Origin of the sequence: Mariniflexile sp. HMF6888, assembly GCF_044335535.1 — a bacterium.
Classification (GTDB): Bacteria; Bacteroidota; Bacteroidia; order Flavobacteriales; family Flavobacteriaceae; genus Mariniflexile.
On record NZ_JBIQVZ010000001.1, the window covers coordinates 978074 to 1002949 of the forward strand.

General features: G+C 34.7%; 17 protein-coding genes. 9 read left to right on the top strand and 8 right to left on the bottom strand.

Going from position 1 to position 24876, the window contains the following annotated elements:
• Positions 1-228: 228 nt before the first annotated feature.
• Complete coding sequence (locus tag ACGLWY_RS04490) at positions 229-2058, bottom strand: hypothetical protein (protein WP_396618457.1); 1830 nt, start codon at positions 2056-2058, stop codon at positions 229-231.
• Positions 2059-2617: 559 nt separating this feature from the next.
• Between ACGLWY_RS04490 and ACGLWY_RS04495 the strand changes: the two genes are divergently transcribed.
• Positions 2618-5206, top strand: a complete 2589-nt coding sequence (locus tag ACGLWY_RS04495) for a phosphoenolpyruvate carboxylase (RefSeq protein ID WP_396618458.1) — start codon at positions 2618-2620, stop codon at positions 5204-5206.
• A 122-nt stretch (positions 5207-5328) separates the two neighbouring features.
• Here ACGLWY_RS04495 and ACGLWY_RS04500 read toward each other — a convergent pair whose 3' ends face one another.
• The 7 genes from ACGLWY_RS04500 to ACGLWY_RS04530 form a co-directional block, all read right to left on the bottom strand.
• Positions 5329-5667 carry a P-II family nitrogen regulator gene (locus ACGLWY_RS04500; RefSeq protein ID WP_396618459.1) on the bottom strand — a complete coding sequence of 113 codons (339 nt, stop codon included), beginning with the start codon at positions 5665-5667 and terminating at the stop codon, positions 5329-5331.
• Between the two features lie 357 nt (positions 5668-6024).
• Positions 6025-7257, bottom strand: a complete 1233-nt coding sequence (locus ACGLWY_RS04505) for an ammonium transporter (RefSeq protein ID WP_396618460.1) — start codon at positions 7255-7257, stop codon at positions 6025-6027.
• A gap of 23 nt (positions 7258-7280) precedes the next feature.
• Complete coding sequence (locus ACGLWY_RS04510) at positions 7281-7619, bottom strand: P-II family nitrogen regulator (RefSeq protein WP_396618461.1); 339 nt, start codon at positions 7617-7619, stop codon at positions 7281-7283.
• Between the two features lie 166 nt (positions 7620-7785).
• Positions 7786-9027 (bottom strand): ammonium transporter, encoded by a 1242-nt coding sequence (locus ACGLWY_RS04515; RefSeq protein WP_396618462.1) that lies wholly within the window; start codon positions 9025-9027, stop codon positions 7786-7788.
• A gap of 33 nt (positions 9028-9060) precedes the next feature.
• Positions 9061-9399, bottom strand: a complete 339-nt coding sequence (locus ACGLWY_RS04520) for a P-II family nitrogen regulator (protein ID WP_396618463.1) — start codon at positions 9397-9399, stop codon at positions 9061-9063.
• A gap of 128 nt (positions 9400-9527) precedes the next feature.
• Positions 9528-10811: an ammonium transporter gene (locus tag ACGLWY_RS04525; RefSeq protein WP_396618464.1), complete on the bottom strand. Its 1284-nt coding sequence runs from the start codon at positions 10809-10811 to the stop codon at positions 9528-9530.
• A 102-nt stretch (positions 10812-10913) separates the two neighbouring features.
• Positions 10914-11936 carry a porin gene (locus tag ACGLWY_RS04530; RefSeq protein WP_396618465.1) on the bottom strand — a complete coding sequence of 341 codons (1023 nt, stop codon included), beginning with the start codon at positions 11934-11936 and terminating at the stop codon, positions 10914-10916.
• A 467-nt stretch (positions 11937-12403) separates the two neighbouring features.
• Between ACGLWY_RS04530 and gltB the strand changes: the two genes are divergently transcribed.
• From gltB to ACGLWY_RS04570, 8 genes are all read left to right on the top strand, one after another.
• A complete protein-coding gene (gene gltB / locus ACGLWY_RS04535) occupies positions 12404-16918 on the top strand; it encodes a glutamate synthase large subunit (protein ID WP_396618466.1) in 4515 nt (1504 codons plus the stop codon).
• A 4-nt stretch (positions 16919-16922) separates the two neighbouring features.
• Positions 16923-18386 (top strand): glutamate synthase subunit beta, encoded by a 1464-nt coding sequence (locus ACGLWY_RS04540; RefSeq protein ID WP_396618467.1) that lies wholly within the window; start codon positions 16923-16925, stop codon positions 18384-18386.
• Between the two features lie 220 nt (positions 18387-18606).
• Positions 18607-18861: a hypothetical protein gene (locus ACGLWY_RS04545; RefSeq protein WP_396618468.1), complete on the top strand. Its 255-nt coding sequence runs from the start codon at positions 18607-18609 to the stop codon at positions 18859-18861.
• Positions 18862-19118: 257 nt separating this feature from the next.
• The gene (locus ACGLWY_RS04550) at positions 19119-20711 is read left to right on the top strand and encodes a SulP family inorganic anion transporter (protein WP_396618469.1); all 1593 of its coding nucleotides are present in this window, start codon (positions 19119-19121) and stop codon (positions 20709-20711) included.
• Positions 20712-20717: 6 nt separating this feature from the next.
• Positions 20718-21536: a universal stress protein gene (locus tag ACGLWY_RS04555; protein ID WP_396618470.1), complete on the top strand. Its 819-nt coding sequence runs from the start codon at positions 20718-20720 to the stop codon at positions 21534-21536.
• Between the two features lie 60 nt (positions 21537-21596).
• A complete protein-coding gene (locus tag ACGLWY_RS04560) occupies positions 21597-22226 on the top strand; it encodes a carbonic anhydrase family protein (RefSeq protein WP_396618471.1) in 630 nt (209 codons plus the stop codon).
• Positions 22227-22251: 25 nt separating this feature from the next.
• Positions 22252-22908, top strand: a complete 657-nt coding sequence (locus ACGLWY_RS04565; RefSeq protein ID WP_396618472.1) for a DUF2490 domain-containing protein — start codon at positions 22252-22254, stop codon at positions 22906-22908.
• A gap of 98 nt (positions 22909-23006) precedes the next feature.
• Positions 23007-24872, top strand: a complete 1866-nt coding sequence (locus ACGLWY_RS04570) for a SulP family inorganic anion transporter (RefSeq protein ID WP_396618473.1) — start codon at positions 23007-23009, stop codon at positions 24870-24872.
• The last annotated feature ends 4 nt before the right edge of the window (positions 24873-24876 follow it).

Consider the following 24876-nt stretch of genomic DNA (forward strand, 5'->3'; position numbering starts at 1 on the left):
TTCTTTTTAATCAAAGGCATATTTATTTACCAAAACAAAAACTTCTTTAAATAATTAAACACAAATACTAGTGTTGGGTTAAGTGTAATGTATCGATTAAGTCGTCATTATTTTTTTCTTCTATAAGGCTAAAAAACTTAGCATAGCCCTAGCTACGGTACATTTTTTTAACGAAGTAAAAGAAAAAAGAACAAGACTTGGGCTGGCTAAATTATGCTTAACTTAACGCTAGACAGCTACTTGTGTTTTCTGGTTTTGAATTGATAAATCCTGGATTTCCAAAGCTATTAAACTTAATGATTTTTCACCGTTGGTTAACGCATCTAGCACCTCGTCTTTTATATCTTGAAACGTGCTTTTTAATTCATTAAACAAGGTTTTATAATAAGAAACACCCTCATTTAAATTATTAGTGAAGGTCAGCAGGTATTTTTCTTCTTTATTGGTCATTACTGTTTTTGCTTCCTCTAACTTATTCTTTAAATAATCGATATAAATAGTGAGCTCTTTAACGAACATATTAGGGCGATCGGTTCTAGAAATCATGTTGTCTCTCCCATAAATATGGTCTGTCATATTCTTTAAACTCATGACTCTTGAATAATACGCCATGTTAGGCCCTGGACAAATAGAAACGCCCTCGCCTTCAACCTTGGTGTCTAAATTATAAGCCAATAATGCCGAGGTACCTAAACCCACACAGGTACACGATTTTTCGGTTATTTTATTAAATTCTTTTTGATATTCATTTAAAGGCAAGCCAGCTTTATCTAATTCCTTTATTTTTAGATGTTGATATTCCCTAGATGCCGTACAAATACCTGTTTCTTTGAATTCTTTATTTAAGGCCACAAATTTTTTAGGACACGAACTTCCTGGTCTGCCTTTATTGATTAGCGCTTCTTTTTCTAAATCTTTGGTATTCGATCTGAGGTTATTAAATGGCACGCCTAATGGTGAAATGTCGCTTAAATACAAGTCATCTTCTTTAGCAAGCATCAATTGATTCATGGTTTTTTCATCAACTGTCGTTGCTTCTGGCACTAATAAAAAGGGCGTTCCCCAACCAACAGCATCTAATTGATATTGGTTAAGCAAAAATTCATGCTCTTCATGTGTACCAACACCACCTTGAGCCGAAATTCTGATGCTTAAAGGTGTTTTTGGAATGGCTCGCCCTTGATGAACTAATTCTTGGTTTACGATAGCTTCTACAGACGCTCTTAACTCTTCTCTTTTTTCTTTAAATTCTGCCAAAACGGGTCCTAACAAATAGCCATCAGTAGCAAAAGCGTGTCCACCACAGTTAAGCCCTGACTCTATTCTGTATTCTGATACCCACAAGCCTTTTTTTGCCAAAAATTTACCCTGAATTAACGCCGATCTATAATCGCTCACTTTTAAGATAATTTTCTTTCTAAAAGTACCGTCCTCTGTTGGATAAAAATCATCAAACTGGCTCATGTATGCATACAATCTGGGGTTCATTCCTGCCGATAATACCACCGAAGATTTTAGCTTACTATTCGCAAAACCTCGTAAAGCGGCATGGGCATCGTTATACTCTATTGGCAACTTTTCGTTTTTAATATAGTTGTCTTTATCAACTTTCGTCATAATATTAACATCAATACTCCCTTTGGTTAGGTTTTGTGAAGCCCATTGTTTAATTTCTGAAATATTAAATCCTTTTTCTGTTAGCTTATTAAACTCTTGCTTTACTTTAGAGCTTGATGGTAGCATGCTTATGTAAGCTTTTAGTTCTTCACCTTTTTCGGCAACACCCATTTTTAAAGCTTCAAATTTTTTATCGACCAAATCGCTCATCATATTCAAATAGGATGTAATTCGTTTTGCTCTAAAATCATCTATTTTATCAGTTATTTCAGTATAGGGAATTTCAAATTTTTCACTATACATTTTTCTCAATTTCTCAATCAAAATATCATCAACCAATGAGATTACAGAGTCTATTCCGTATTGAGCAACTTTTAACGGTGCGTCTATTGTAAATCCAATGCCCATCACGGGAATGTGGAATGTATGGTTTTTATTCATTTGTTTCTTGTTTATAAAATACCTTCAAAGTATTTACATTAATAAAAATTAGTATTGAACTCATCTTGACTTTTTCAATTGGCTGCAAAATGCTCTTTTTGTCCCATTTTTTACCTATTTTTTTACTCCGTAGCACTGCTATAGAGTGCTAAAAAGCTAAAAAATGGAACTAAAATCTCTGTTTTTCGCTTCAATCAAAAAAGTCAAGATGAGTTCATTCAAAATTGGCAATTGTAATTTCCCTTTGTTTTGAACAAGTTTATGAAAACTTAAAAGATGCGAAGTACCAACTAAATAACAAAACAAAACATGACAATTGTCATACTTCTAACATACTTCCAAATAGAGCTGTATAAAAAAAAGCAAGCTTTACGTGGCTTCTGTAAAGTATTGGAAAGAAATTAGGTTATAAAGATTCAGATTAAGTGAGCATTTTTTTAATTATTCTCAATCAGAATTCAGTAAATAATAAAAATCAATAAAATTTTAAAAATTCTATGTTCGTTAATTAAAGCTTCCTTACTTTTATGGTTAATTTTCAATAGAACTGAACTACCTTATGTCTGTAGAACCGAAATTAACACGATTCAAACAACACGTACTATCCAAATACCAAATATACAATAGTATATTTATGACCTTACCTTTTGATGCTATTACAAAAACAGGGGCGTTACTGCCTTTGTTTCATGAAACCTGCGAAAAAGGATTTAAAAATGGAGACGATCCAACCACCATCGTTGATACTTTCTTTAAAAAATACCAAGGAAGACGCTCTAAGGAAAGCCAAATAAATCTACTTTTTAGGTTTATACAATATATAGAGCGTCAAGTGGTTTTATTTGATGCTGTTGAAGATGCTGCTTTCCCTATTGTAAACAACATGGAAGGTATTGGTACTTTAAGAAACCTTAAAGAATCGGCTGTTTCTAGTAACAATTTGGAAGCTTTACAAAGTTATCTAGAAGAGTTTAAAGTACGCATTGTTTTAACGGCGCACCCAACACAATTTTACCCAGGCTCTGTACTTGGTATTATTACGGATTTAACCGAGGCTATTAAAAAAAATAACCTGTCTGAAATTAACAACCTATTTGCTCAGTTAGGAAAAACACCTTTCTTTAAACACGAAAAGCCAACACCTTACGATGAAGCAAAAAGCTTAATATGGTATTTAGAAAATGTTTTTTATCAATCTTTTGGAGAAATTTACAATTACATCCAACAGAATATTTACGATGACGGCAAAAAACATAACGAAATAATCAATATTGGTTTTTGGCCAGGTGGTGATCGCGATGGAAACCCATTTGTAAAACCAGATACGACCCTTCGCGTAGCGAAAAAGCTTAAACAAGCTATCTTAAAAAAATATTATGCCGACTTAAAAAACTTAAGACGCAAATTGACCTTTAGAGGTATTGAAGAGCGTGTTATACGCTTAGAAACTATTTTCTACAATTTTAGCATCAACTTAGATTATCCTGATGCTATTACTTCAAAAGAGTTTCTTAAAGAATTATTAAGCATTAGAAATGTCATTGTTGAAGACTTCCAGTCTCTTTATGTTAATGAAATAAACAGCTTAATTAACCGACTCCATTTATTCGGCTATAATTTTGCAACCTTGGATATTAGACAAGATAGTAGAATTCATCATGCTGTTTTCACAACAGTAATTGACCATTTAATTAGCAATGGGAATACTTCATTCCCAAAAAATTACCACGATTTATCTGAGGCTGAACAAATTAAAATTTTATCGGAAGTTGCAGATATAAGTGTTGATATCAATGTATTTGAAGATGAAATGGTTTATAACACCTTAAAAACCATTGAGGCTATTAAAGAGATACAAGAAAGTAATGGCGAGCGCGGAGCTAATAGATATATTATTAGCAACAACCAAACGGCTTTAAATATGATGCAGCTTTTTGCCATGCTTAAAATAGTGGCATTTAAAGATGACTTAACCGTAGATGTGGTGCCACTTTTTGAAACCATTACCGACTTAGAAAATGCCCCTGCCGTCATGGAGCAATTATATACAAATCCAGCATACATGGCACATTTAAAAAACCGTGGCAACAAGCAAACTATCATGCTAGGTTTTTCTGATGGTACCAAAGATGGTGGATATTTAATGGCAAACTGGGGTATTTATACTGCTAAAGAAATGCTTACCGAAATGTCTAGAAAATATGGTATTACTGCTATATTTTTTGATGGTCGTGGAGGTCCGCCGGCAAGAGGTGGTGGAAAAACACACCAGTTTTATGCATCTTTAGGACCTAAAATTGAAGATAAAGAAGTACAGCTTACCGTTCAAGGACAAACTATAAGTTCTAATTTTGGAACTTTAGATTCGTCTCAATACAATTTAGAACAGCTTATAAGTTCGGGCATGTTTAACCGCTTAGGAAAAGAAAAACATGAACTATCTGATGAAGATAGAATTGTAATGGACGATTTAGCCGAAACAAGCTACCAAGCCTATAAAGATTTTAAAAGCCACCCCATGTTCATTCCGTACTTGGAACGCATGAGTACTTTAAAATATTATGCTAAAACCAATATTGGAAGTAGACCATCAAAAAGAGGCTCTTCAGATAAATTAGTTTTCTCTGATTTAAGAGCCATTCCTTTTGTGGGGTCTTGGAGCCAATTAAAACAAAATGTTCCCGGTTTTTTTGGCGTTGGAACGGCCTTAAAAAAGTATGAAGATAAAGGCGAATTTTATAAAGTTGAACAGCTTTACAAAAACTCCAAATTCTTTAAAACGTTGTTGGAAAACAGCATGATGAGCTTAACAAAATCGTTTTTCGATTTAACTAAATACATGTCTAAAGACAAAGAGTTTGGTGCGTTTTGGAATATTATTTACAGCGAATATATTACAACAAAAACATTATTGTTAAAACTCACCGGTTATAAACAGTTAATGGAAAACGAGCCTTCGGGAAAGGCTTCTATTGAAGTTAGGGAATCTATTGTTTTACCATTACTTACCATACAGCAGTATGCGCTTAAAAAGATTCAGGAACTGGAAAAAGAAGACGTAAAAGATACCGAGCAAATTAAAATTTTTGAAAAGATAGTAACACGCTCTCTTTTTGGAAATATTAATGCTAGTAGAAATTCGGCATAACATTTAAAACACCAAGTTTTTAATATAATAAAGGCTGTCTTGAATTCTCAAGACAGCCTTTTATGTTTTGGAGCTGTTAAATAGAACAACGTTTATTTCTCCTTATTAATAATTATATCGAGCTATCTTAAAGTATCACCGCCTTTTTCTCCAGTTCTTATTCTGTAGCACTCTTTGACATCAGACACAAAGATTTTACCATCTCCAACTTCACCTGTACCTGCAGAACGAAGAATGGCCTGTATGGTCACTTCTTCAAAATCATCATTGACTACAATAGACAAATATCTGCGTTGAATATCGCTTGTACTATAGGTTATCCCACGGTACACATGTCCTTCTTTTTCGTTTCCTATACCGGTAACATCCCAATAAGAGAAAAAGTTTACACCAACTTCGTGCAAAGCTTCCTTCACGACACGATATTTGGATTTTCTAATAAGTGCTTCAATTTTCTTCATAATAACTCCATTTAGCAGTTTATTTCAAATTTAAGGAAATATTGACAATATCTTTAGGACTGTCTGAATTTTGTTTTTAGAATATTCTATAGTGTGTGTTTTGTCAGACAGGGCCAAGCGTATAAAAAAGGTCTGGGAGACCTTTTTAGTGAAGGAGCCAGTCTGCCGCGAGAGAGAGGTACATAGCTATGAATCTCAAAATAGTTGAAGTATAACGAAAAATACGCACAAAAGAACCAAAAGATAAAACTTAGACAGTCGTCTCTTAGAGTATTAACTTTTATAATTACAATAAAAAAAGAGGTTTTGCCACATGGCAAAACCTCTTTTTTTCAATTTATATTTAAAACCTATAGATTAATGCTCATTCAATCTAAAGTCTGGATACGCATCCATACCATGTTCGTGTGCATCCAATCCTTCTAATTCTTCTTTTTCAGAAACGCGGATTCCTACGGTTTTCTTAAGTGCAAAAATAATGATGAATGCCGTTACTAAACAGAATACAGCATAAGACCCCACACCTATTAATTGGCTAATAAATTGATCTACACCAGCCAATTTTCCAAAAATACCTACTGCCAATGTTCCCCAAACACCACATACTAAGTGAACTGCAATAGCACCAACAGGGTCGTCTAATTTTAGTCTGTCAATAAAAGCCACAGCAAAAACAATTAAAGTACCTGCTATAGAACCAATTAAGATAGCATCGGTAGGGCTCATTTGGTCTGCCCCTGCAGTAATACCAACTAAACCACCTAATATACCATTTAAGAACATGGTTAAATCTAAGTTTTTGTACATAGCTGTAGATACCAACATCGCTACAACGCCACCAGCCGCAGCTGCTAAACAAGTTGTTACAAGCGTTAATGATGTTAATCCTGGATCTGCAGAAAGTACAGAACCACCATTAAATCCGAACCATCCTAACCATAAAATTAAAACACCACCAGTCGCTAATGGTAAATTATGACCAGGAATCGCTTGAGGTTTTCCTTCTTTAAACTTACCAATACGTGGACCTAATAAACAAACAGCAACAACGGCTGCCCATCCACCAACAGAATGCACTAATGTAGAACCTGCAAAATCGTAAAATGGTGTTTCTAATGTTTGTAAAAATCCACCTCCCCATTTCCAAGATCCAGCAATTGGATAAACGAATCCAACATATATTACTGTAAAAATCATGAATGGTACAATTTTGATACGCTCAGCAACTGCACCAGAAACGATAGTGGCAGCAGTGGCGGCAAACATACCTTGGAACAAGAAATCTGTCCAATAGGTATAACCTTCATTATATGTTAAATCCAAAGCACCTTCAGCTGTTAATGGTGAACTTAACCCAAAGCCTGAAAACCCTAAAAATCCATTAAATTCTCCTGGATACATAAGGTTGAACCCTACAAAGCAGTAAAGCAGCAATCCTATAGTAATGATAAAAATATTTTTAAATAAAATGTTTATTGTATTTTTTTGTCTTGTTAATCCAATTTCTAAAAAAGAAAATCCTAAGTGCATAAAAAACACAAGTGCTGTACAGATCATCATCCATACATTATTTGTTGTAAGTAATTCCATAATATTGTTTTATTAGCTGATTATTATTTTAAAGTGTCTCCACCTTTTTCTCCAGTTCTTATCCTGTAGCATTCTTTGACATCAGATACAAAGATTTTACCATCTCCTACTTCACCTGTTCCTGCTGAACGAAGAATGGCTTGTATCGTAGCTTCTTCAAAATCATCATTGACTACAATAGACAAATATCTGCGTTGAATATCACTTGTACTATAGGTTACACCACGGTATACATGCCCTTCCTTTTCATTTCCAATACCCGTGACATCCCAGTACGAGAAAAAGTTTACACCAACTTCGTGCAAAGCTTCCTTCACGACACGATATTTGGATTTTCTAATAATTGCTTCAATTTTTTTCATCCTGTTAAAATTTTAAATTTGAAAAATCAAAAGTAAAGAATTAATTTAAAAAGGGTACAAAAGACAAGGGGTGCCTTTTTGATAAATGACAAAAAAACAAAAGTACCCCTAATATTTTAGGGATACTTTTGAAAAAATATATTTTTATTATTAAATATAAATGCTATTAATGCTCGTTTAATCTGAAATCTGGATAAGCTTCCATACCATGTTCGTGGATATCAAGACCTTCTACTTCTTCTTTTTCAGAAACGCGTAAGCCCATTGTTTTCTTAAGAATATATAACACAACGAATGAAGCCCCTATTGCCCATGCTCCTATTCCAAAAACACCTGCTGCTTGTGCACCCAATTGCCCAAAACCGCCACCATAGAATAAACCACCATCGGTTGCAAATAAACCGACACATAATGTACCAACTGCACCACAAATACCATGTACTGAAACTGCACCTACTGGATCGTCTACTTTTAATTTCTTGTCTACAAATTCAATTGAAACTACAACTAATATTCCACAAATAAGACCTATTGCCAGTGCTCCAAAATTATCTACCGCTGCACAACCTGCTGTAACACCTACCAATCCTGCAAGTACACCATTTAATGTCATAGAAGCATCTGGTTTGCCATATTTTATCCAAGTAAAAAACATTGCTGCAAGCGCACCAGCCGCAGCAGCTATGTTTGTTGTAATTATTACATTTGAAACTGCAGTTACATTTTCACCAGAAATTGCTAATTGTGAGCCGCCATTAAATCCATACCAACCTAACCATAGAATAAATACACCTAATGCACCAAATAAAATACTATGTCCAGGTATGGCGTTAGATTTTCCGTTTGTGTATTTTCCAATTCTAGGACCTACCAATAACGCAGCAACTAGAGCTGCCCATCCACCTACAGAGTGAACTACACTAGAGCCCGCAAAATCAATAAATCCAAGTTTTGTTAACCAACCATCACCTTGCCAAACCCAATGTCCTGAAACGGGATATATAAGGACGGTCATCAATAAAGAAAACACTAAGTATGTTGTAAATTTGGTTCTTTCTGCAATGGCACCAGACACTATTGTTGCTGCTGTTGCACAGAAAACGGTTTGAAAGAATAAATTGTGCATTTCTCCTGCATCATTAAAGAATAATGAAGGTGTTCCTATAAATGTCCCTATGTCATCACCATACATAAGTGCGTAACCTATTAACCAAAACCCAACAGACCCAATGCAAAAGTCCATTAAATTTTTCATAATAATATTAATTGCATTTTTAGATCTTGTAAATCCAGTTTCTACAAGTGTAAATCCAGCTTGCATAAAGAAAACCAAAGCCCCTGCAATTAATATCCACATGATGTCTAACACACCATTAATATCGGCTATATTTTTTACTATTTCTTCCATAATTAAATTAGTTAAATTGATTGTTTCAATAGATTACCTTAAAGTGTCTCCTCCTTTTTCACCAGTTCTAATTCTGTAGCATTCTGTTATTTCTGAAACAAAAAGTTTACCATCACCTACTTCTCCGGTTGATGCAGCATCAAGAATGGCTTTTACTGTTACTTCCTCAAAATCATCATTAACGACAATGGAAAGATACCTACGCTGGATATCACTTGTGCTGTACGATATTCCTCGATATACATGGCCTTCCTTTTCATTTCCCAAACCAGTCACGTCCCAGTACGAGAAAAAATTAACCCCAACAGCATGAAGTGCGTCTTTCACTACACGATATTTGGATTTTCTAATAATTGCTTCGATTTTTTTCATAATAAGTATATATTCAAATTCAATAAATCTTTAAAAGCTTTTTGGTTTTAAATAATTTTAGTTTTATGAACCAAAAAAAGCCTTATTAAAACAATAAGGCTTTTTTCGATTTTGTGTTTTTATATGAATTATTCTATTTCTCTTTGTCTCTTACCAGGATAAGCTAAAGAACCATGTTCAGAAATATCAAGACCTGCAATTTCTTCAGCTTCAGATACTCTTAATCCTATCGTCCTTTTCAAAATAAGTAAGAAAATATAAGACAGTCCAATAGACCATACAGCATATGCTAAAACACCTATAGCTTGAGCGCCTAATTGGGCAGCACCACCACCGTTAAAAAGACCAATGCCAGTATCACCGTCAACACCCCAAAGTCCTATTACTAAAGTACCCCAAGCACCGGCTACACCGTGTACAGATATCGCACCTACAGCGTCATCTACTTTTAAGGTTTTTTCAACAAAACCAATAGAGAAAACAACAAGTAAGCCACCTAATAAACCAGCTAATACAGCACCACCCTCGCTCATGTTGCCACATCCTGCAGTAATACTAACAAGACCAGCAAGCGCACCATTTAAGGTCATTCCTAAATTTGGTTTTCCATTTTTAATCCAAGTAAATAATAATGCTGCGATAGCTCCAGCAGAAGCCGCTAAATTAGTTACAAGCACCACTTGAGAAGCTGCTGTAGCATCGTCGCCACCCCAAGCTAATTGTGATCCACCATTAAATCCAAACCATCCTAACCAAAGGATAAATACACCCAAAGTAGCATACATTTGGTTGTGACCATGCATTTCAATTGGTTTACCGTTAAGGTATTTACCAATTCTTGGTCCTACCATCCAGGCAGCAACAAGTGCCGCCCATCCACCTACAGAGTGAACGATTGAAGACCCTGCAAAATCAATAAATTCGGCAGGCATGATGCCATCGGTATTATTTAACCAGCCACCATTCCATTCCCAACCACCAGCTATTGGATAAATAACAGCAGTCATAACGATACTAAAAATAGCGTATGTTGTATATTTAGTTCTTCCAGCGATAGCTCCAGATACAATAGTTGCAGCTGTTGCAGCAAACACCGTTTGGAAGAATAAATCGGCAGCTCCTTGAGAGAAGGTAAAACCTCCCCAATGAAGGAAACCTCCGGACGCATCAGCTCCGTACATTAATGAATATCCAACAAACCAGAAAGCCAATGAGCCTACTGCAATGTCCAGGAAATTTTTCATGGCGATGTTTACCGCATTTTTAGAATCGGTCATTCCAGATTCTACTAAGAAAAATCCTGCCTGCATGAAGAATACTAAAATACCTGAAATAAGCATCCAAAGCATTCCCATGTCGCCTTCTATAGCGGCGGTATCTTGAATTAAGAGGGGTGTGTTAAATATTGACATAATAATAAGTTTTTAGGGTTAGTTAAAGAAAAATAAAGCAATTTAGGTTCATTGAGCAATTGCTTTATTTTCCTTTTATTTTGATTGGTTGTTTTATACTATTTAGAAAGAGTATATTGCAGCTAGTACAAAAGAGCTTAGACTTTTTGTTCCTGCTAAGTCGTTGTCTAAAAATGCATCATCAGAAGCAGAATCTAAACGAATCTCTGGCTTGATAGTTAAATTGTCAATAGCAAAGCTTGCTGTTAAAGTCGTAGCAAATACACTAGAATCCATTCCTGTTCCAATTGGATCGAAATCTGGATTAACTTCTTGATCAAAGTACTCAGCTCTTAAACCAAGTGTAAATGTATCAGACAGCGCTAATTGTGGATACAAAGCCCCTCCTGTAAAACCACCTGCATTATCTTCATAACTTAAATGAGCAGCATTAATTCCTAAAAAGAAAGAATCGGTTACATCAAAACCACCTGTAAAATCAACTTCAGTAAAAGATGGGTCTACTAATACATTTAAGAATTGACCTTTAAAGCCTAATTGAGCCCCAAAAGCATAATCTCCTGTTGGGTTAAACTCCGTTAAATCGGTATCGTTCATAACACCTAACATTAAACTAAAATCTTCAGATAAAGTAAAATCTGCTTTTAAACCTGTATGGCTAAATGGCCCGTAAGAGAATAAATAAGATGTACTGTAGTTAAAATTAGCTGTTGGAGAAATAACCTCATATCCTAAAAAGGTGTTAAAGTTACCCATTGTTAATTTAACGCTTTCACTTACATTCCAGTAAGCATATAATTGGTTTACAATGTCGCCTGTTGCAGAATACATTGGAGAAGCAAAAATAGCATCAGTACCTCTTGGGCCAAATACTAAATCGGCAACAAAACCAACTTTTTCACCTTCGTAAGAAGCAATTACATTAGCCATACCTAAAGCAAACCCTGGCAAATTAGCAAACGATGTCCCTGGTGCTTGGGCATTTTCATCATTAGGTGATGTAAAATTTGCTCTGTAATATGCATCTACACTACCACTAAAAGTAAATTTTGGCTCAGGTGTCTCTTCTTGTGCAAATAACGCCGTTGCCATAAAAAGCATTGAAAGGGTAATAATTTTTTTCATAATGTTTTGAGTTTTTAAGTTTATTAATTTTGGTTTGTTCCTTAAGAATGACGTAAAACTAAATTAAAAAAATTTAACCCCCATAAAAAGAAGGGGTGTTCTACGTATTTTTATGAATATTTCATTTTTTACCCTAATTTTTAAAGGGTGATTTGTATTTTTTTTTGATTTTTTGATTTTTTACTAAATAGCATAATTGAATTATCGTCAGTATTTTCTATTTTTTAGTGATTTTATTTTCGTTAATGCGAATAATTATTAGCATAATTTCAGTAATCCTTAATTTATTCTAGAATAATTTATGTGTTGAATATTTATTAAAAAATCACTTTATTATTAACATATAATTATTTTTAGCCAAACTTCACTTCTAAAATCGAAATAATGAATTCCCCTCTATTGTTATTCAAAAACAAGGTCATATCTTAGCATTTCAACTCAAGTTTTTAAACCAATATTTGTTGATTATGCTGAAGAAACAAGGAATGTATTTGCCTGAATTTGAACACGAAAACTGTGGCGCAGGGTTTATTTGTAATCTTAAAGGAGAGAAGACAAATCAAATTATCCATGATGCGTTAGAAATTCTAGTAAAGTTAGAGCACCGTGGTGGTGTAAGTGCCGATGGAAAAACTGGTGATGGCGCTGGTTTGTTAATTGATATTCCTCACGATTATTTTAAACGCGTGTGTAGTTTTGATATTCCTGAACAAAGAGAGTACGCCGTAGGTATGGTATTTTTACCTAAAATATCTAACCAATATCAATTTTGTAAAAACACTTTTGAAAAAGAAATAAAAGAACAAGGTTTATCTATATTAGGATGGCGACAAGTGCCTGTGGATTCTTCTAATTTAGGAGAAATTGCACTAGCTTCAGAACCTAATATTGAACAACTTTTTATTGGAAAAACAGAAGCTATCACCGAAGCTGTTTTTAAAGCTAAATTATATGCTGCCCGTAAAATTACAGAGCATGCTATTAGAGAATCCAAAATCTCTGAAAGCGGCTATTTTTACGTACCAAGTTTATCTACTACAACCCTTATTTATAAAGGTATTATTATGCCTGAAGATATTGGGCCATATTATACCGATTTACAACAAAAAGATTTGGTAACCCGCTTAGCGTTGGTACACCAACGTTTCTCTACCAACACCATGCCTACTTGGGAACTGGCACAACCGTTCCGTTTTATGTGTCAAAATGGAGAGATTAATACCCTTCGTGGTAACGTAAGTAGAATGCGTGTTCGCGAAGAAATCATGAAAAGTGACGTTTTCGGACCTCAAATAGAAAAATTATTCCCCATTATATTACCCGGTAAATCAGATTCTGCTTCTATGGATATGGTGGTTGAATTGTTAACACATACCGACAGGTCGCTTCCTGAGATTATGATGATGATGATTCCTGAAGCATGGGAAAAACACAAAACCATGTCTGAAGAACGTAAAGCATTCTACGAGTACAATGCGTGCATCATGGAGGCTTGGGATGGTCCAGCTTCTGTCCCTTTTACAGATGGTGACTACATTGGTGCTTTACTGGATAGAAATGGATTAAGACCTTCTAGATATACCATAACCAAAAGTGGTAAATTAATCATGGCGTCTGAAATTGGGGTAGTAGATATTGCTCCTGAAGATGTAGAAAGACACGGTAGATTGGAACCAGGAAAAATGTTCTTGGTAGACATGAATGAAGGACGCATTATTGAAGACGAAGAAATTAAAAGTAAAATTGTTACTGAAAGACCTTATAAAAAATGGTTGGACCAGACACGTTTACATTTAAAAGATGTGCCTTACACTAACGAAACTTGCCCGATAGAAACTATCGACATTAAAACAAGACAACGTTTATTTAATTATACGTTCGAGGATATTCAGGAAGTTATCACACCTATGGCTGTTGCCGGTAAAGAAGCTTTAGGCTCTATGGGTACCGATACGCCTCTGGCTGTATTATCGGATAGACCTCAATTAATTTCAAATTATTTCAAACAATTATTCGCACAAGTTACCAATCCGCCTTTAGATGGTATTCGTGAAGAAATTGTAACCGATATTAGTTTAAATCTTGGGAAAGATAGAAACATTTTCAGCATTACAGAAAGACAGTGTAGAAAACTAAGAATCCAAAATCCTGTGATTTCCAATGCCGATTTAGAAAAAATCAGAACCATACAAATTGAAAGTTTTAAAGCAGAAACTATTCATATTTTATACCCAAAATCTCAAGGACTTAATGGTTTAGAAGATGCTTTAGAAGACATGATCACCCAAGTTTCTAAAGCCATTGATAGAGGTGTAAACATCATCATATTGTCCGATAGAGGTGTCAATAAAGATTTCGCACCAATTCCTGCGTTGTTGGCCTGTTCTTACGTAAACCACCAAATGAACCGTTTACGCAAGCGTTCTTATTTTGATATCATTATCGAATCGGCAGAACCTCGCGAACCGCATCATTTTGCTACCTTATTTGGTTATGGTGCAAGTGCTATCAACCCATATATGGTAAATGAAATTATCCGTTCACAAGTAAAAGAAGGTTTCATAACCGGTATGGATGAAGAAAAAGCGGTTAATAACTTCAATAAAGCTATTGGCTCTGGCATCTTGAAAATTATGAATAAAATTGGAATCTCTACGTTACATTCGTATAGAGGTTCTCAAATTTTCGAAATAGTTGGTTTCAATTCTGCATTTGTTGAAAAATATTTCCCTTATACAGCTTCAAGAATTGAAGGTATTGGCTTGTATGAAATCGAAAAGGAAATTAACGAACGTTACAAATATGCCTATCCAGATAATTTAATAGACAAACGTTTAGGATTGAATATTGGTGGCGATTACAGATGGAGACGTAATGGTGAACGTCACATGTTCAACCCAACTACCGTAGCTAAGCTACAACAGGCGGTTAGATTAAGCGACCAAGCAAGTTACGATGTGTATGCCAAAGCCGTAAACGAACAGTCTGAAAATTTAATGACCATTCGTGGTTTATTTGAATTTGATAAGCTTGACCCCATTCCATTAGACGAAGTAGAACCTTGGACCGAAATCGTTAAACGTTTCAAAACAGGTGCTATGTCTTATGGATCTATCTCTAGAGAAGCACACGAAAACTTAGCCATTGCCATGAACCGTATTGGCGGTAAATCCAATTCTGGAGAAGGTGGTGAAGACAGAAAACGTTTCCACCCAGACTTAAATGGCGATAGTCGTAACTCGGCTATTAAGCAAGTAGCATCAGGTCGTTTTGGCGTCACATCCCATTACTTAACCAATGCGAAGGAAATTCAAATTAAAATGGCTCAAGGAGCAAAGCCTGGTGAAGGTGGACAATTACCCGGCGAAAAAGTATTACCATGGATTGCTGCAGCGCGAAATTCAACACCTTTTGTTGGATTGATTTCACCGCCACCGCATCACGATATTTACTCAATTGAAGATTTAGCACAGTTAATTTTCGACTTAAAAAATGCCAATCGTGAAGCTAGAATTAATGTTAAATTAGTTTCAGAAGTTGGTGTGGGGACCATTGCTGCTGGTGTTGCAAAAGCAAAAGCCGATGTGGTGCTTATTGCTGGTTATGATGGTGGTACAGGAGCTTCTCCTTTGACATCATTAAAACATGCTGGTTTACCTTGGGAACTTGGTTTAGCCGAAGCACAACAAACGTTAGTTTTAAATAACTTAAGAAGTAGAATTGTTGTGGAATGTGATGGTCAATTAAAAACCGGTAGAGATGTTGCCATCGCTGCTTTATTAGGAGCAGAAGAATTTGGTTTTGCTACAGCTCCTCTTGTTGCTTCAGGTTGTATTATGATGCGTAAATGTCACCTAAACACTTGTCCAGTTGGTATTGCAACCCAAGATAAAGAGTTACGTAAAAACTTCAAAGGCACACCTGAACATGTTATTAATTTCTTCTACTACATTGCTGAAGAATTAAGAGGTATTATGGCACAATTAGGGTTTAGAACCTTAGCTGAAATGGTTGGTCAAACCCATAAAATTAACGCCAACAAAGCAATTACCCATTATAAAGCAAAAGGATTGGATTTATCAGCCATCTTACACCGTCCAGAAGCTTATAAATCAATGACCGTTAAGAATACCGAAAAACAAGATCACAATTTAGATGATGTTATTGATTTTAAAATATTAAAAGACTCTCACAGAGCCTTATATAGAAAAGAAAAAATGACTTTAGCCTATCCAATTCACAATACCGATCGTACTGTTGGAGCTATCGTTAGTAATGAAATTTCAAAAATATATGGCCATTTAGGTTTACCAGAAGATACCCTTAATATAAATTTTACAGGTTCAGCTGGTCAAAGTTTTGGAGCTTTTGGTGCTAATGGTTTAACATTTACAGTAGAAGGAAACACGAACGATTACTTGGGCAAAGGATTATCAGGTGCCAAATTAATAGTTAAAAAACCTGCAAAAGCCGATTTTATTGCAGAAAACAATATCATTGTTGGTAATGTTTGTTTATTCGGAGCTATTCAAGGTGAAGCATATATCAATGGAATTGCTGGCGAACGTTTTGCCGTTAGGAACTCTGGAGCCATTACTGTTGTTGAAGGCGTTGGAGATCATGGTTGTGAGTATATGACTGGAGGAAAAGTCGTTGTACTTGGCAAAACAGGTAGAAACTTTGCTGCAGGTATGAGTGGTGGTATTGCTTATGTTTACGACCCTGAAGATAAATTCACAAACGGTTTATGTAATACCCAATCCATAGAATTTGAACAAGTTTTAAATGAAGATGCCCGAGATTTAAAGGCATTAATTGAAAAACACGTTCGATACACAAACAGTAACCAAGGTAAAAAATTATTAGCAAACTGGGAAACTAGTTTAAAGAACTTTGTAAAAGTGATGCCTACCGAATATAAACGTGCGTTAAAACGTTTAGAGACTGAAGAACAAATGGTAGAAGAACTAACAATAGCATAATGTCATGGGAAAAGTAACAGGATTTAAAGAATTTGAAAGACAAGATGAAAGCAATGCGCCTGTAAAAGAGCGTTTAAAACATTATAAAGAATTTACCATTCCTTTAAGTGATACGGAAATTTCAAAACAAGGATCGCGCTGTATGGATTGTGGTATTCCTTTTTGCCACAGTGGTTGCCCACTTGGTAATTTAATACCGGATTTTAACCACATGGTATATCAAGGTGAATGGCAGAAAGCCTCTTGGTTATTGCATGCAACTAACAATTTCCCAGAGTTCACAGGACGTTTATGTCCTGCACCTTGTGAAAAATCATGTGTATTAGGCATTATTGAAGACCCCGTTTCTATTGAAAACATTGAGAAACAAATCGTAGAGCGTGCTTTCAAAGAAGGCTGGATAAAACCTCAACCACCAAAAACAAGAACGGGTAAAACCGCTGCTGTTGTAGGTTCTGGTCCTGCGGGTTTAGCAGCTGCACAACAATTAAACAGAGCAGGTCATACCGTAACTGTTTTTGAAAGAGATGATGAAGTTGGAGGTTTATTACGTTATGGCATTCCTAATTTTAAAATGGAAAAAGGTATCATAGACCGTAGAATTGCCATTTTAGAAGCCGAAGGCATTGTTTTTAAAACCAATGTAAATGTTGGTGTAAATTACGATGTTGAAGAATTAAAGAACTTTGATGCTGTGGTACTTTGTGGTGGCGCTACAGAAAGAAGGAGCTTGCCGACACCCGGATCTGATGCAGATGGTGTGGTACAAGCTATGGATTTCTTAACTCAACAAACCAAAGTATTATTTGGTAAAGAAGTTAAAAACCAAGTTTTGGCAACCGATAAACATGTCATAGTAATTGGTGGTGGAGATACAGGATCAGATTGTGTTGGAACATCAAACCGCCACGGCGCAAAATCGGTAGTGAATTTTGAAATCATGCCAAAACCTCCAGGACACCGTTCGCCGACAACTCCATGGCCTTTTTGGCCATTACAGTTAAAAACATCATCATCGCACGAAGAAGGTGTTGAACGTAACTGGTTAATAAACACCAAAGAGTTTATTAAAGATGAAAAAGGCAAGCTAATAGCTTTAAAAACGGTAAATGTCGAATGGAAAATGATTCCAGGTGAGCGTCCTCAATTAATAGAAATTGAAGGTTCCGAAAAAACATGGCCATGCGATTTAGCTTTACTTGCTCTTGGATTTACAGGCCCAGAAAGCACTATTGCAGACCAATTAGGGATTGTAAAAGATGCCCGTTCTAACTACAAAGCTGAATACGGAAAATACCAAACCAATATCCCTAACATCTTTACTGCTGGCGATATGCGTAGAGGACAATCATTAATTGTATGGGCTATATCCGAAGGCCGAGAAGCAGCGCGTCAAGTCGATATTTATTTAATGGGTAAATCCGATTTACCTACTAAAAATGAAGCTGGCGACTTAGTAGCTTTATAAAAAACCCACAAAAAACCCTTTATTATTCTTAATAAAGGGTTTTTTTATGCTGTATCTGTAAATATTTTTGCTTAAAATTAAAAACAACTCAAAACCATCCAAGTTTAAATCATTTTAAAAAATATTTAACATAATAGAAAATGTTAAATACTATATTTGCTTTTAATATTTTTTTTTGATGATTAGAAAGGCAATAGCAATATTTTTTACAACACTATTTATGGCACTTATAGTAGCGCCATCTGTAATTGTTGTATTAGATGATTCTATTGATACTTCTATATTCTACTCTATAACAGAAGAAGAAGAAAACGGCAAGACCAAAAACTTGATATCGCCGTTTTCATTACAAAACAATGATTTTTTAACCGATTTCAAGTTAAAAAGCCATCTGTTTTTTTGTTATCATTTTAAAAATTATTCAAAACCCCACCTCAATTTAATTTCTCCACCACCAGAACACATCATATTATAATTTCTGTTTTTTTCTGACTTTGAAAAAAGTCAACTAATCAATCACGTTTAATAACTTTTGGTTTTTAACCAAGAAGTAGTTTAACCTTTTGCGATTGAAGTAAAAATCAGTCATTTTTTGTTCAATCAAAGCCTTTTTCGAGTTGCATAGCATCGCTACGGAAAGAAAAAAAAGGCGTAGACTGGGCAAAAAAGGACGATTTTTTAACCAATTAGAAAAAGTTTAAACCACTTCCAAGAGTAAAATTTAATTATAATATGTTTAAAACTATTAAAAACGACTTGCCTGCAAGTATCGTTGTATTTTTTGTTGCCTTACCATTATGTTTAGGTATCGCTCTTGCCAGTGGCGCCCCTTTATTTTCGGGTTTAATTGCTGGCATTATTGGAGGAATTGTTGTTGGAGGCTTAAGTGGCTCTAAAGTTGGTGTTAGTGGGCCTGCAGCAGGTTTAGCCGCTATTGTTTTAACTGCCATTGGCACATTGGGAGGTTATGAAAACTTTTTAGTTGCTGTTGTTTTAGGTGGTGCTATTCAAATACTTTTTGGAGTTTTAAAAGCCGGAGTTATTGGATATTATTTCCCCTCATCTGTTATCAAAGGGATGTTAACGGGTATTGGTATCATCATTATTTTAAAACAAATACCAAACTTTTTCGGGTATGATGAAGAGTCGGCTTGGGATCTTGAATTTTTTGAAATTGATGGTGGCAACACCTTTTCAGAATTATTTAGCATGTTAGGAAATATACAACCTGGAGCTGCTTTAATTGGATTTATTAGTTTGATATTAATAATTCTTTGGGATAAAGTATTAAGTAAAAAGTCTAGAATATTCGAATTAATTCAAGGACCTTTTGTTGTGGTTGTTTTAGGAATTATCTTTTTTATTGTAACCCAAAATCATGAACTATTGTCTATTGGGAAAAAGCACATGGTTAGTGTGCCTATTCCTGATAGTGCTACCGATTTTTTAAGCCAATTTAGTTTCCCAAATTTCACTGCCATAGCAAATGTAGATGTTTGGATTACTGCCTTTACTATTGCATTAGTAGCAAGCTTAGAAACTTTATTATGTGTTGAAGCTTCAGACAAAATTGACCCCGACAAAAATGTAACACCTACAAACCGTGAGTTATTGGCGCAAGGCACTGGTAACATGATTTCTGGCTTAATTGGCGGTTTACCAATTACACAGGTAATTGTTAGAAGTTCGGCAAACATTCAATCTGGTGGAAAAAGTAAATTATCGACCATATTACATGGTCTTCTACTTTTAGTATCGGTTATATTAATTCCCCGTTTACTTAACATGATCCCATTGTCGGTTTTAGCATCTATCCTTTTGGTTGTTGGTTACAAATTGGCAAAACCATCTTTATTCAAAAAAATGTATGAACTAGGATGGAAACAATGGATTCCATTTATAGTAACCGTTGTTGGCATTGTGTTTACCGATTTACTATTTGGAATTTGCTTAGGACTTATGGTCGGTGTTGTGGTAATTTTACTTAAAAGCTACCAAAATTCACATTTCCTTCATATTGAAGACAAAAGCAATGGTAAACATAAAATAAAAATGACGCTTGCAGAAGAGGTTACTTTTTTTAACAAAGGAGCCATTCTTAAAGAATTAGATAATTTGCCAAGAGACACCTATTTAGAATTGGATCTCATTAAAACCCGCTATTTAGACCATGATATTATAGAGATTCTTGAAGATTTTCTATTTAAAGCTAAAGAACGAAACATCGATATTAAACTTGTTTCAAAACGTGGTATTGTTGAAAATCCATCAAGTTTCATCAAGTTCTTTAACGAGAGACCAAAATCGAAATTAAGCTTAAGTTAAAACATCATGAAAAAAAATAAATATAAAATATTAGTGCTTGCCGATTTAAAAAAATCGACAAGCACAACGCTAAAAACGACTGTTAGTCTAGCAAAAATGATTGATGCTGAAGTGGACTTTTTTTATGTAAAAAGCGCTTCAGATATTGTTGAAAGAGACAATCAATTATCTGCCATTCGTATCATTAACCAAGATTATACGGCTACCGATAAAAAAATAAAAAAGATAATACAATCTGTTTCAGAGAACCATCAAATAAACATCAATTACTCGTTTGCATTTGGTAATGTTAAAAACGAAATAAGTAGCTGTATTAAAGAAAAACAACCAGATATTATTGTTTTAGGAAAGAAAAAAAACAATTTACTAAATTTAAATGGTGATAAAATTATTCAATTTGTTTTAAAACAATTTAGTGGCACCATTCTAATAGCAGATGCAAATAACACGTTAGAGCCCGATGGAAAATTATCATTAGGTGTTTTAAATAACATTGAAACAACGCTTAGTACCTCTTTATCCCAAGATTTGCTAGCTCATACCCAAACACCTATAAAATCATTTAAAATCATTAAAAAATCTAAAGTATTGGATGAAACCATTTTTTCTACAAATATCAATACCATAGAATATGTATTTGAAGAAAATGACCATACTATTGCTAATCTTTCAAACTACATATCTAAAAATAATATTAACCTGTTGTGCATAGATAGATTGGAAAACGGTTCAAAAAATAAATCCAAAACAACAACGCAGGATATTAAGTCTATTATAAAAAAACTTAATACCTCTCTCCTGTTAACAGGCAAACAAAATTATTAGTATAACAATAGTATTTACAGCAGTATTTACAGCATAAGTAAATAGAAAATTAAAAACCAGATGAAAGCACATACAAGAGAAACCCAAGCAACCATGACGCCTCAAAAGGCATTGCAATATTTAAAAGAAGGAAATCAAAGATTCCAAAATAACTTAAAGGCAAACCGGAACTTATTAGAACAAGTTAACGATACTAGTGAAGGACAATTTCCGTTTGCAACCATTTTAAGTTGTATAGATTCTAGAGTTTCCGCCGAATTAGTATTCGACCAAGGTTTAGGCGATATTTTCAGTGTTCGTATTGCAGGAAACTTTGTAAATGAAGATATTTTAGGCAGTATGGAATTTGCCTGTAAACTTGCAGGAACCAAATTATTGGTGGTATTAGGACATACCAGTTGTGGTGCTGTAAAAGGCGCTTGCGACGATGCCAAACTGGGCAATTTAACCACTATGTTAGGTAAAATTAAACCTGCTGTTGAATCTGTAACAGAACCAACAGACAAAAGCTTAAGAAATTCTAAAAACCTAGATTTTGTAGATCGTGTTGCAGAAAAAAATGTAAGCATCGCTATAGAAAACATTAGAAAACAAAGCCCTATTTTAAAAGAAATGGAAGACAATAATGAAATAGATATTGTTGGAGCTATGTATGACATCAACACAGGTGAAGTTACATTTTTTGAATAAAAAATATAAAAGCACTAAACATATTATGAAGAAGAGAATAAGTATGGTAGCACTAACGTTAGCGTTGGTGCTGCCTGACTTTATAAATGCTCAAGACAGCAATTTTGGTAATTGGCTCATATACATTGGAAACAAAAAGGTAAATTCTAAATGGAATATCCATAACGAAATTCAATACCGAAATTATAATGTTATTGACGATTTAGAACAATTACTGTTAAGAACTGGTTTAGGTTATACGTTTAACGAAGATAAAAATAATGTCCTATTAGGCTATGGCTATATTCTATCTGAAAATTATATAGGTAATACCGATGATAAACTGAGCGTAAATGAACATCGAATTTTTCAACAATTTACATCAAAGCAAAACATCGGAAGCGTAACATTAAACCATCGTTACCGCTTTGAACAACGCTTTGTTGAAGATGATTTTAAAATGCGCTTTCGTTATTTCTTAGGTTTAAATATTCCTTTTTTCGAAGCAAGCAAATATTATTTTTCGGCATACAACGAAGTATTTTTGAATACCGAAAGTGCCATTTTTGATAGAAACAGAGTTTATGGGGGTATTGGTTATAGCTTAAATAAAAATCTAAAACTAGAAGCAGGGTATATGAATCAGTTTTTTGAGACATCAAGCAGAGATCAATTTAATTTGATAGCGTTTGTAACTTTCTAAAAATTTTAAATAATAGCTCCATAGCTTTTTATGTATTTGGTTTCTTTCTCTATTCTAATTTTAAATAATTAACTTAGAACTTTAAAATAAATTCCATTATGAAGAACCTATTTTCAAATTTAAAAGGCGATGCTTTTGGCGGTATTACGGCTGGTATTGTAGCATTACCTTTAGCTTTAGCTTTCGGGGTATCATCTGGTCTGGGTCCAAGCGCAGGACTTTATGGCGCCATTTTTCTAAGTTTTTTTGCTGCACTTTTTGGAGGCACAAACACTCAGATCTCTGGACCAACAGCTCCTATGACGGCTGTGAGTATGGTTGTAATTGCAGGCATCATTGCCATAAACGATGGTGATGTTGAAAAAGCTTTCCCAGCAATACTTATCGTATTTTTGTTAGCGGGCTTTATGCAAGTGGGATTGGGCATCTTAGGCCTTGGTAAATACATAAAATATATTCCTTATCCCGTGGTTTCCGGTTTTATGACAGCCATTGGTGTTATTATTTTAATTACACAAATTTTACCTTCTATAGGATATTATCCAAAAGAAGATATAGAGTTTGTAAGCCAATTTAAACCCCAAGCCGAAGAATTAATTTTAGAAAATATTTTAAAAGAAGAAGCTGGTGAAGGTATTTTGGTTTTAGAAGATTTTGAAGAAACGGTAAACAGAGCCAAACTTATTACTGATGACGATATTTTAAAAGAATCAAAAACACTAGCCAAAAACGAGGCTTCTGGGGTTTTGGGAACCTTAAAAGTATTGCCTATAGCTATTCAAAACATTAACTGGTTAGAGTTAATTTTAGCACTTTCAACCATATTCATCATCTATGGTTTTAAGCGTATTACCACCAAAATACCTAGCACCTTGGTTTCTTTGGTTGTTGTATCGGGTGCAGCCATAGCGTTTGGATTAGACTACAGACCCATTGAAGAAATTCCAAGTGGGATACCAGTTCCTCATTTAGAAATTTTCACAAGTTTTAGTATTGCAAGCATAACACCTTATGTTTTTACAGCTTTAACTTTGGCTTTGTTAGGTGCCATCGATTCTTTATTAACAAGTGTTGTAGCCGATAACATGACCAAGACAAAACATAACCCCAACAAAGAACTTATAGGGCAAGGTATTGGTAATAGTATAGGAGCACTTTTTGGCGGTATTCCAGGTGCAGGCGCAACCATACGAACGGTTGTAAATATCAATTCTGGGGGAAAAACAAAACTTTCTGGTATGATTGCCGGTATCATGTTACTTTTTATTTTACTAGGTCTTGGCCCCATTGCATCAAGAATTCCAGCGGCGGTACTTGCAGGTATATTAGTTACTGTCGGTATAGGGGTTATGGATTATAAAGGACTTAAAGCCGTGCCAAGTTTACCAAGAGATGCTAAAATTGGACCTATTAAAGTAAGTTCAGAAGTCATTATTATGTTTGTTGTTTTACTACTTTCTTCGTTCTGGAATTTAGTTTATGCAGTAGGTATTGGGCTTATTATAGCGTCTTTAATGTTTATGAAAAAAATAGGCGATTTAACTGCCGAACGTTCTGATGTTAAATCTTTAAAGGAAGAAGCTTGGAAGGACGAACTTGATTTTCCAGATCAATTAAAAGAAAAAGTGTTTATTAAGCACATTAAAGGGCCTTTGTTTTTTGGCTCTACAAACGAATTTTTAAGTTTAGCGGCACAAATTCCAAAAACGGCATCAATCGTTATTATTCGTTTAGACCGTATGCAGTATATGGATCAATCTGGGCTATATGCTATGGAAGACGTTCTTCAGGAACTTAATAAAAATGGCATCACTCCCCTATTTGTTGATTTGCTAAATCAACCAAAATACATGATGGAGCGTATTGACATCATTCCAGATCTAATGCCAAGAGAACAAATTTTTGATACTTTTGATGAGTGCATTAAATGGATTAAAGCTAAAAACGGTTTAAATCTGAACTAATAGA

Coding starts and splice junctions, on each gene's coding strand:
- ACGLWY_RS04570 (WP_396618473.1), top strand. CDS start 23,007: ATGAAGAACCTATTTTCAAATTTAAAAGGCGATGCTTTTGGCGGTATT.
- ACGLWY_RS04520 (WP_396618463.1), bottom strand. CDS start 9,399: ATGAAAAAAATCGAAGCAATTATTAGAAAATCCAAATATCGTGTAGTG.
- ACGLWY_RS04555 (WP_396618470.1), top strand. CDS start 20,718: ATGAAAAAAAATAAATATAAAATATTAGTGCTTGCCGATTTAAAAAAA.
- ACGLWY_RS04515 (WP_396618462.1), bottom strand. CDS start 9,027: ATGGAAGAAATAGTAAAAAATATAGCCGATATTAATGGTGTGTTAGAC.
- ACGLWY_RS04505 (WP_396618460.1), bottom strand. CDS start 7,257: ATGGAATTACTTACAACAAATAATGTATGGATGATGATCTGTACAGCA.
- ACGLWY_RS04495 (WP_396618458.1), top strand. CDS start 2,618: ATGTCTGTAGAACCGAAATTAACACGATTCAAACAACACGTACTATCC.
- ACGLWY_RS04550 (WP_396618469.1), top strand. CDS start 19,119: ATGTTTAAAACTATTAAAAACGACTTGCCTGCAAGTATCGTTGTATTT.
- ACGLWY_RS04530 (WP_396618465.1), bottom strand. CDS start 11,936: ATGAAAAAAATTATTACCCTTTCAATGCTTTTTATGGCAACGGCGTTA.
- ACGLWY_RS04540 (WP_396618467.1), top strand. CDS start 16,923: ATGGGAAAAGTAACAGGATTTAAAGAATTTGAAAGACAAGATGAAAGC.
- ACGLWY_RS04500 (WP_396618459.1), bottom strand. CDS start 5,667: ATGAAGAAAATTGAAGCACTTATTAGAAAATCCAAATATCGTGTCGTG.
- ACGLWY_RS04510 (WP_396618461.1), bottom strand. CDS start 7,619: ATGAAAAAAATTGAAGCAATTATTAGAAAATCCAAATATCGTGTCGTG.
- ACGLWY_RS04545 (WP_396618468.1), top strand. CDS start 18,607: ATGGCACTTATAGTAGCGCCATCTGTAATTGTTGTATTAGATGATTCT.
- ACGLWY_RS04560 (WP_396618471.1), top strand. CDS start 21,597: ATGAAAGCACATACAAGAGAAACCCAAGCAACCATGACGCCTCAAAAG.
- gltB (WP_396618466.1), top strand. CDS start 12,404: ATGCTGAAGAAACAAGGAATGTATTTGCCTGAATTTGAACACGAAAAC.
- ACGLWY_RS04565 (WP_396618472.1), top strand. CDS start 22,252: ATGAAGAAGAGAATAAGTATGGTAGCACTAACGTTAGCGTTGGTGCTG.
- ACGLWY_RS04490 (WP_396618457.1), bottom strand. CDS start 2,058: ATGAATAAAAACCATACATTCCACATTCCCGTGATGGGCATTGGATTT.
- ACGLWY_RS04525 (WP_396618464.1), bottom strand. CDS start 10,811: ATGTCAATATTTAACACACCCCTCTTAATTCAAGATACCGCCGCTATA.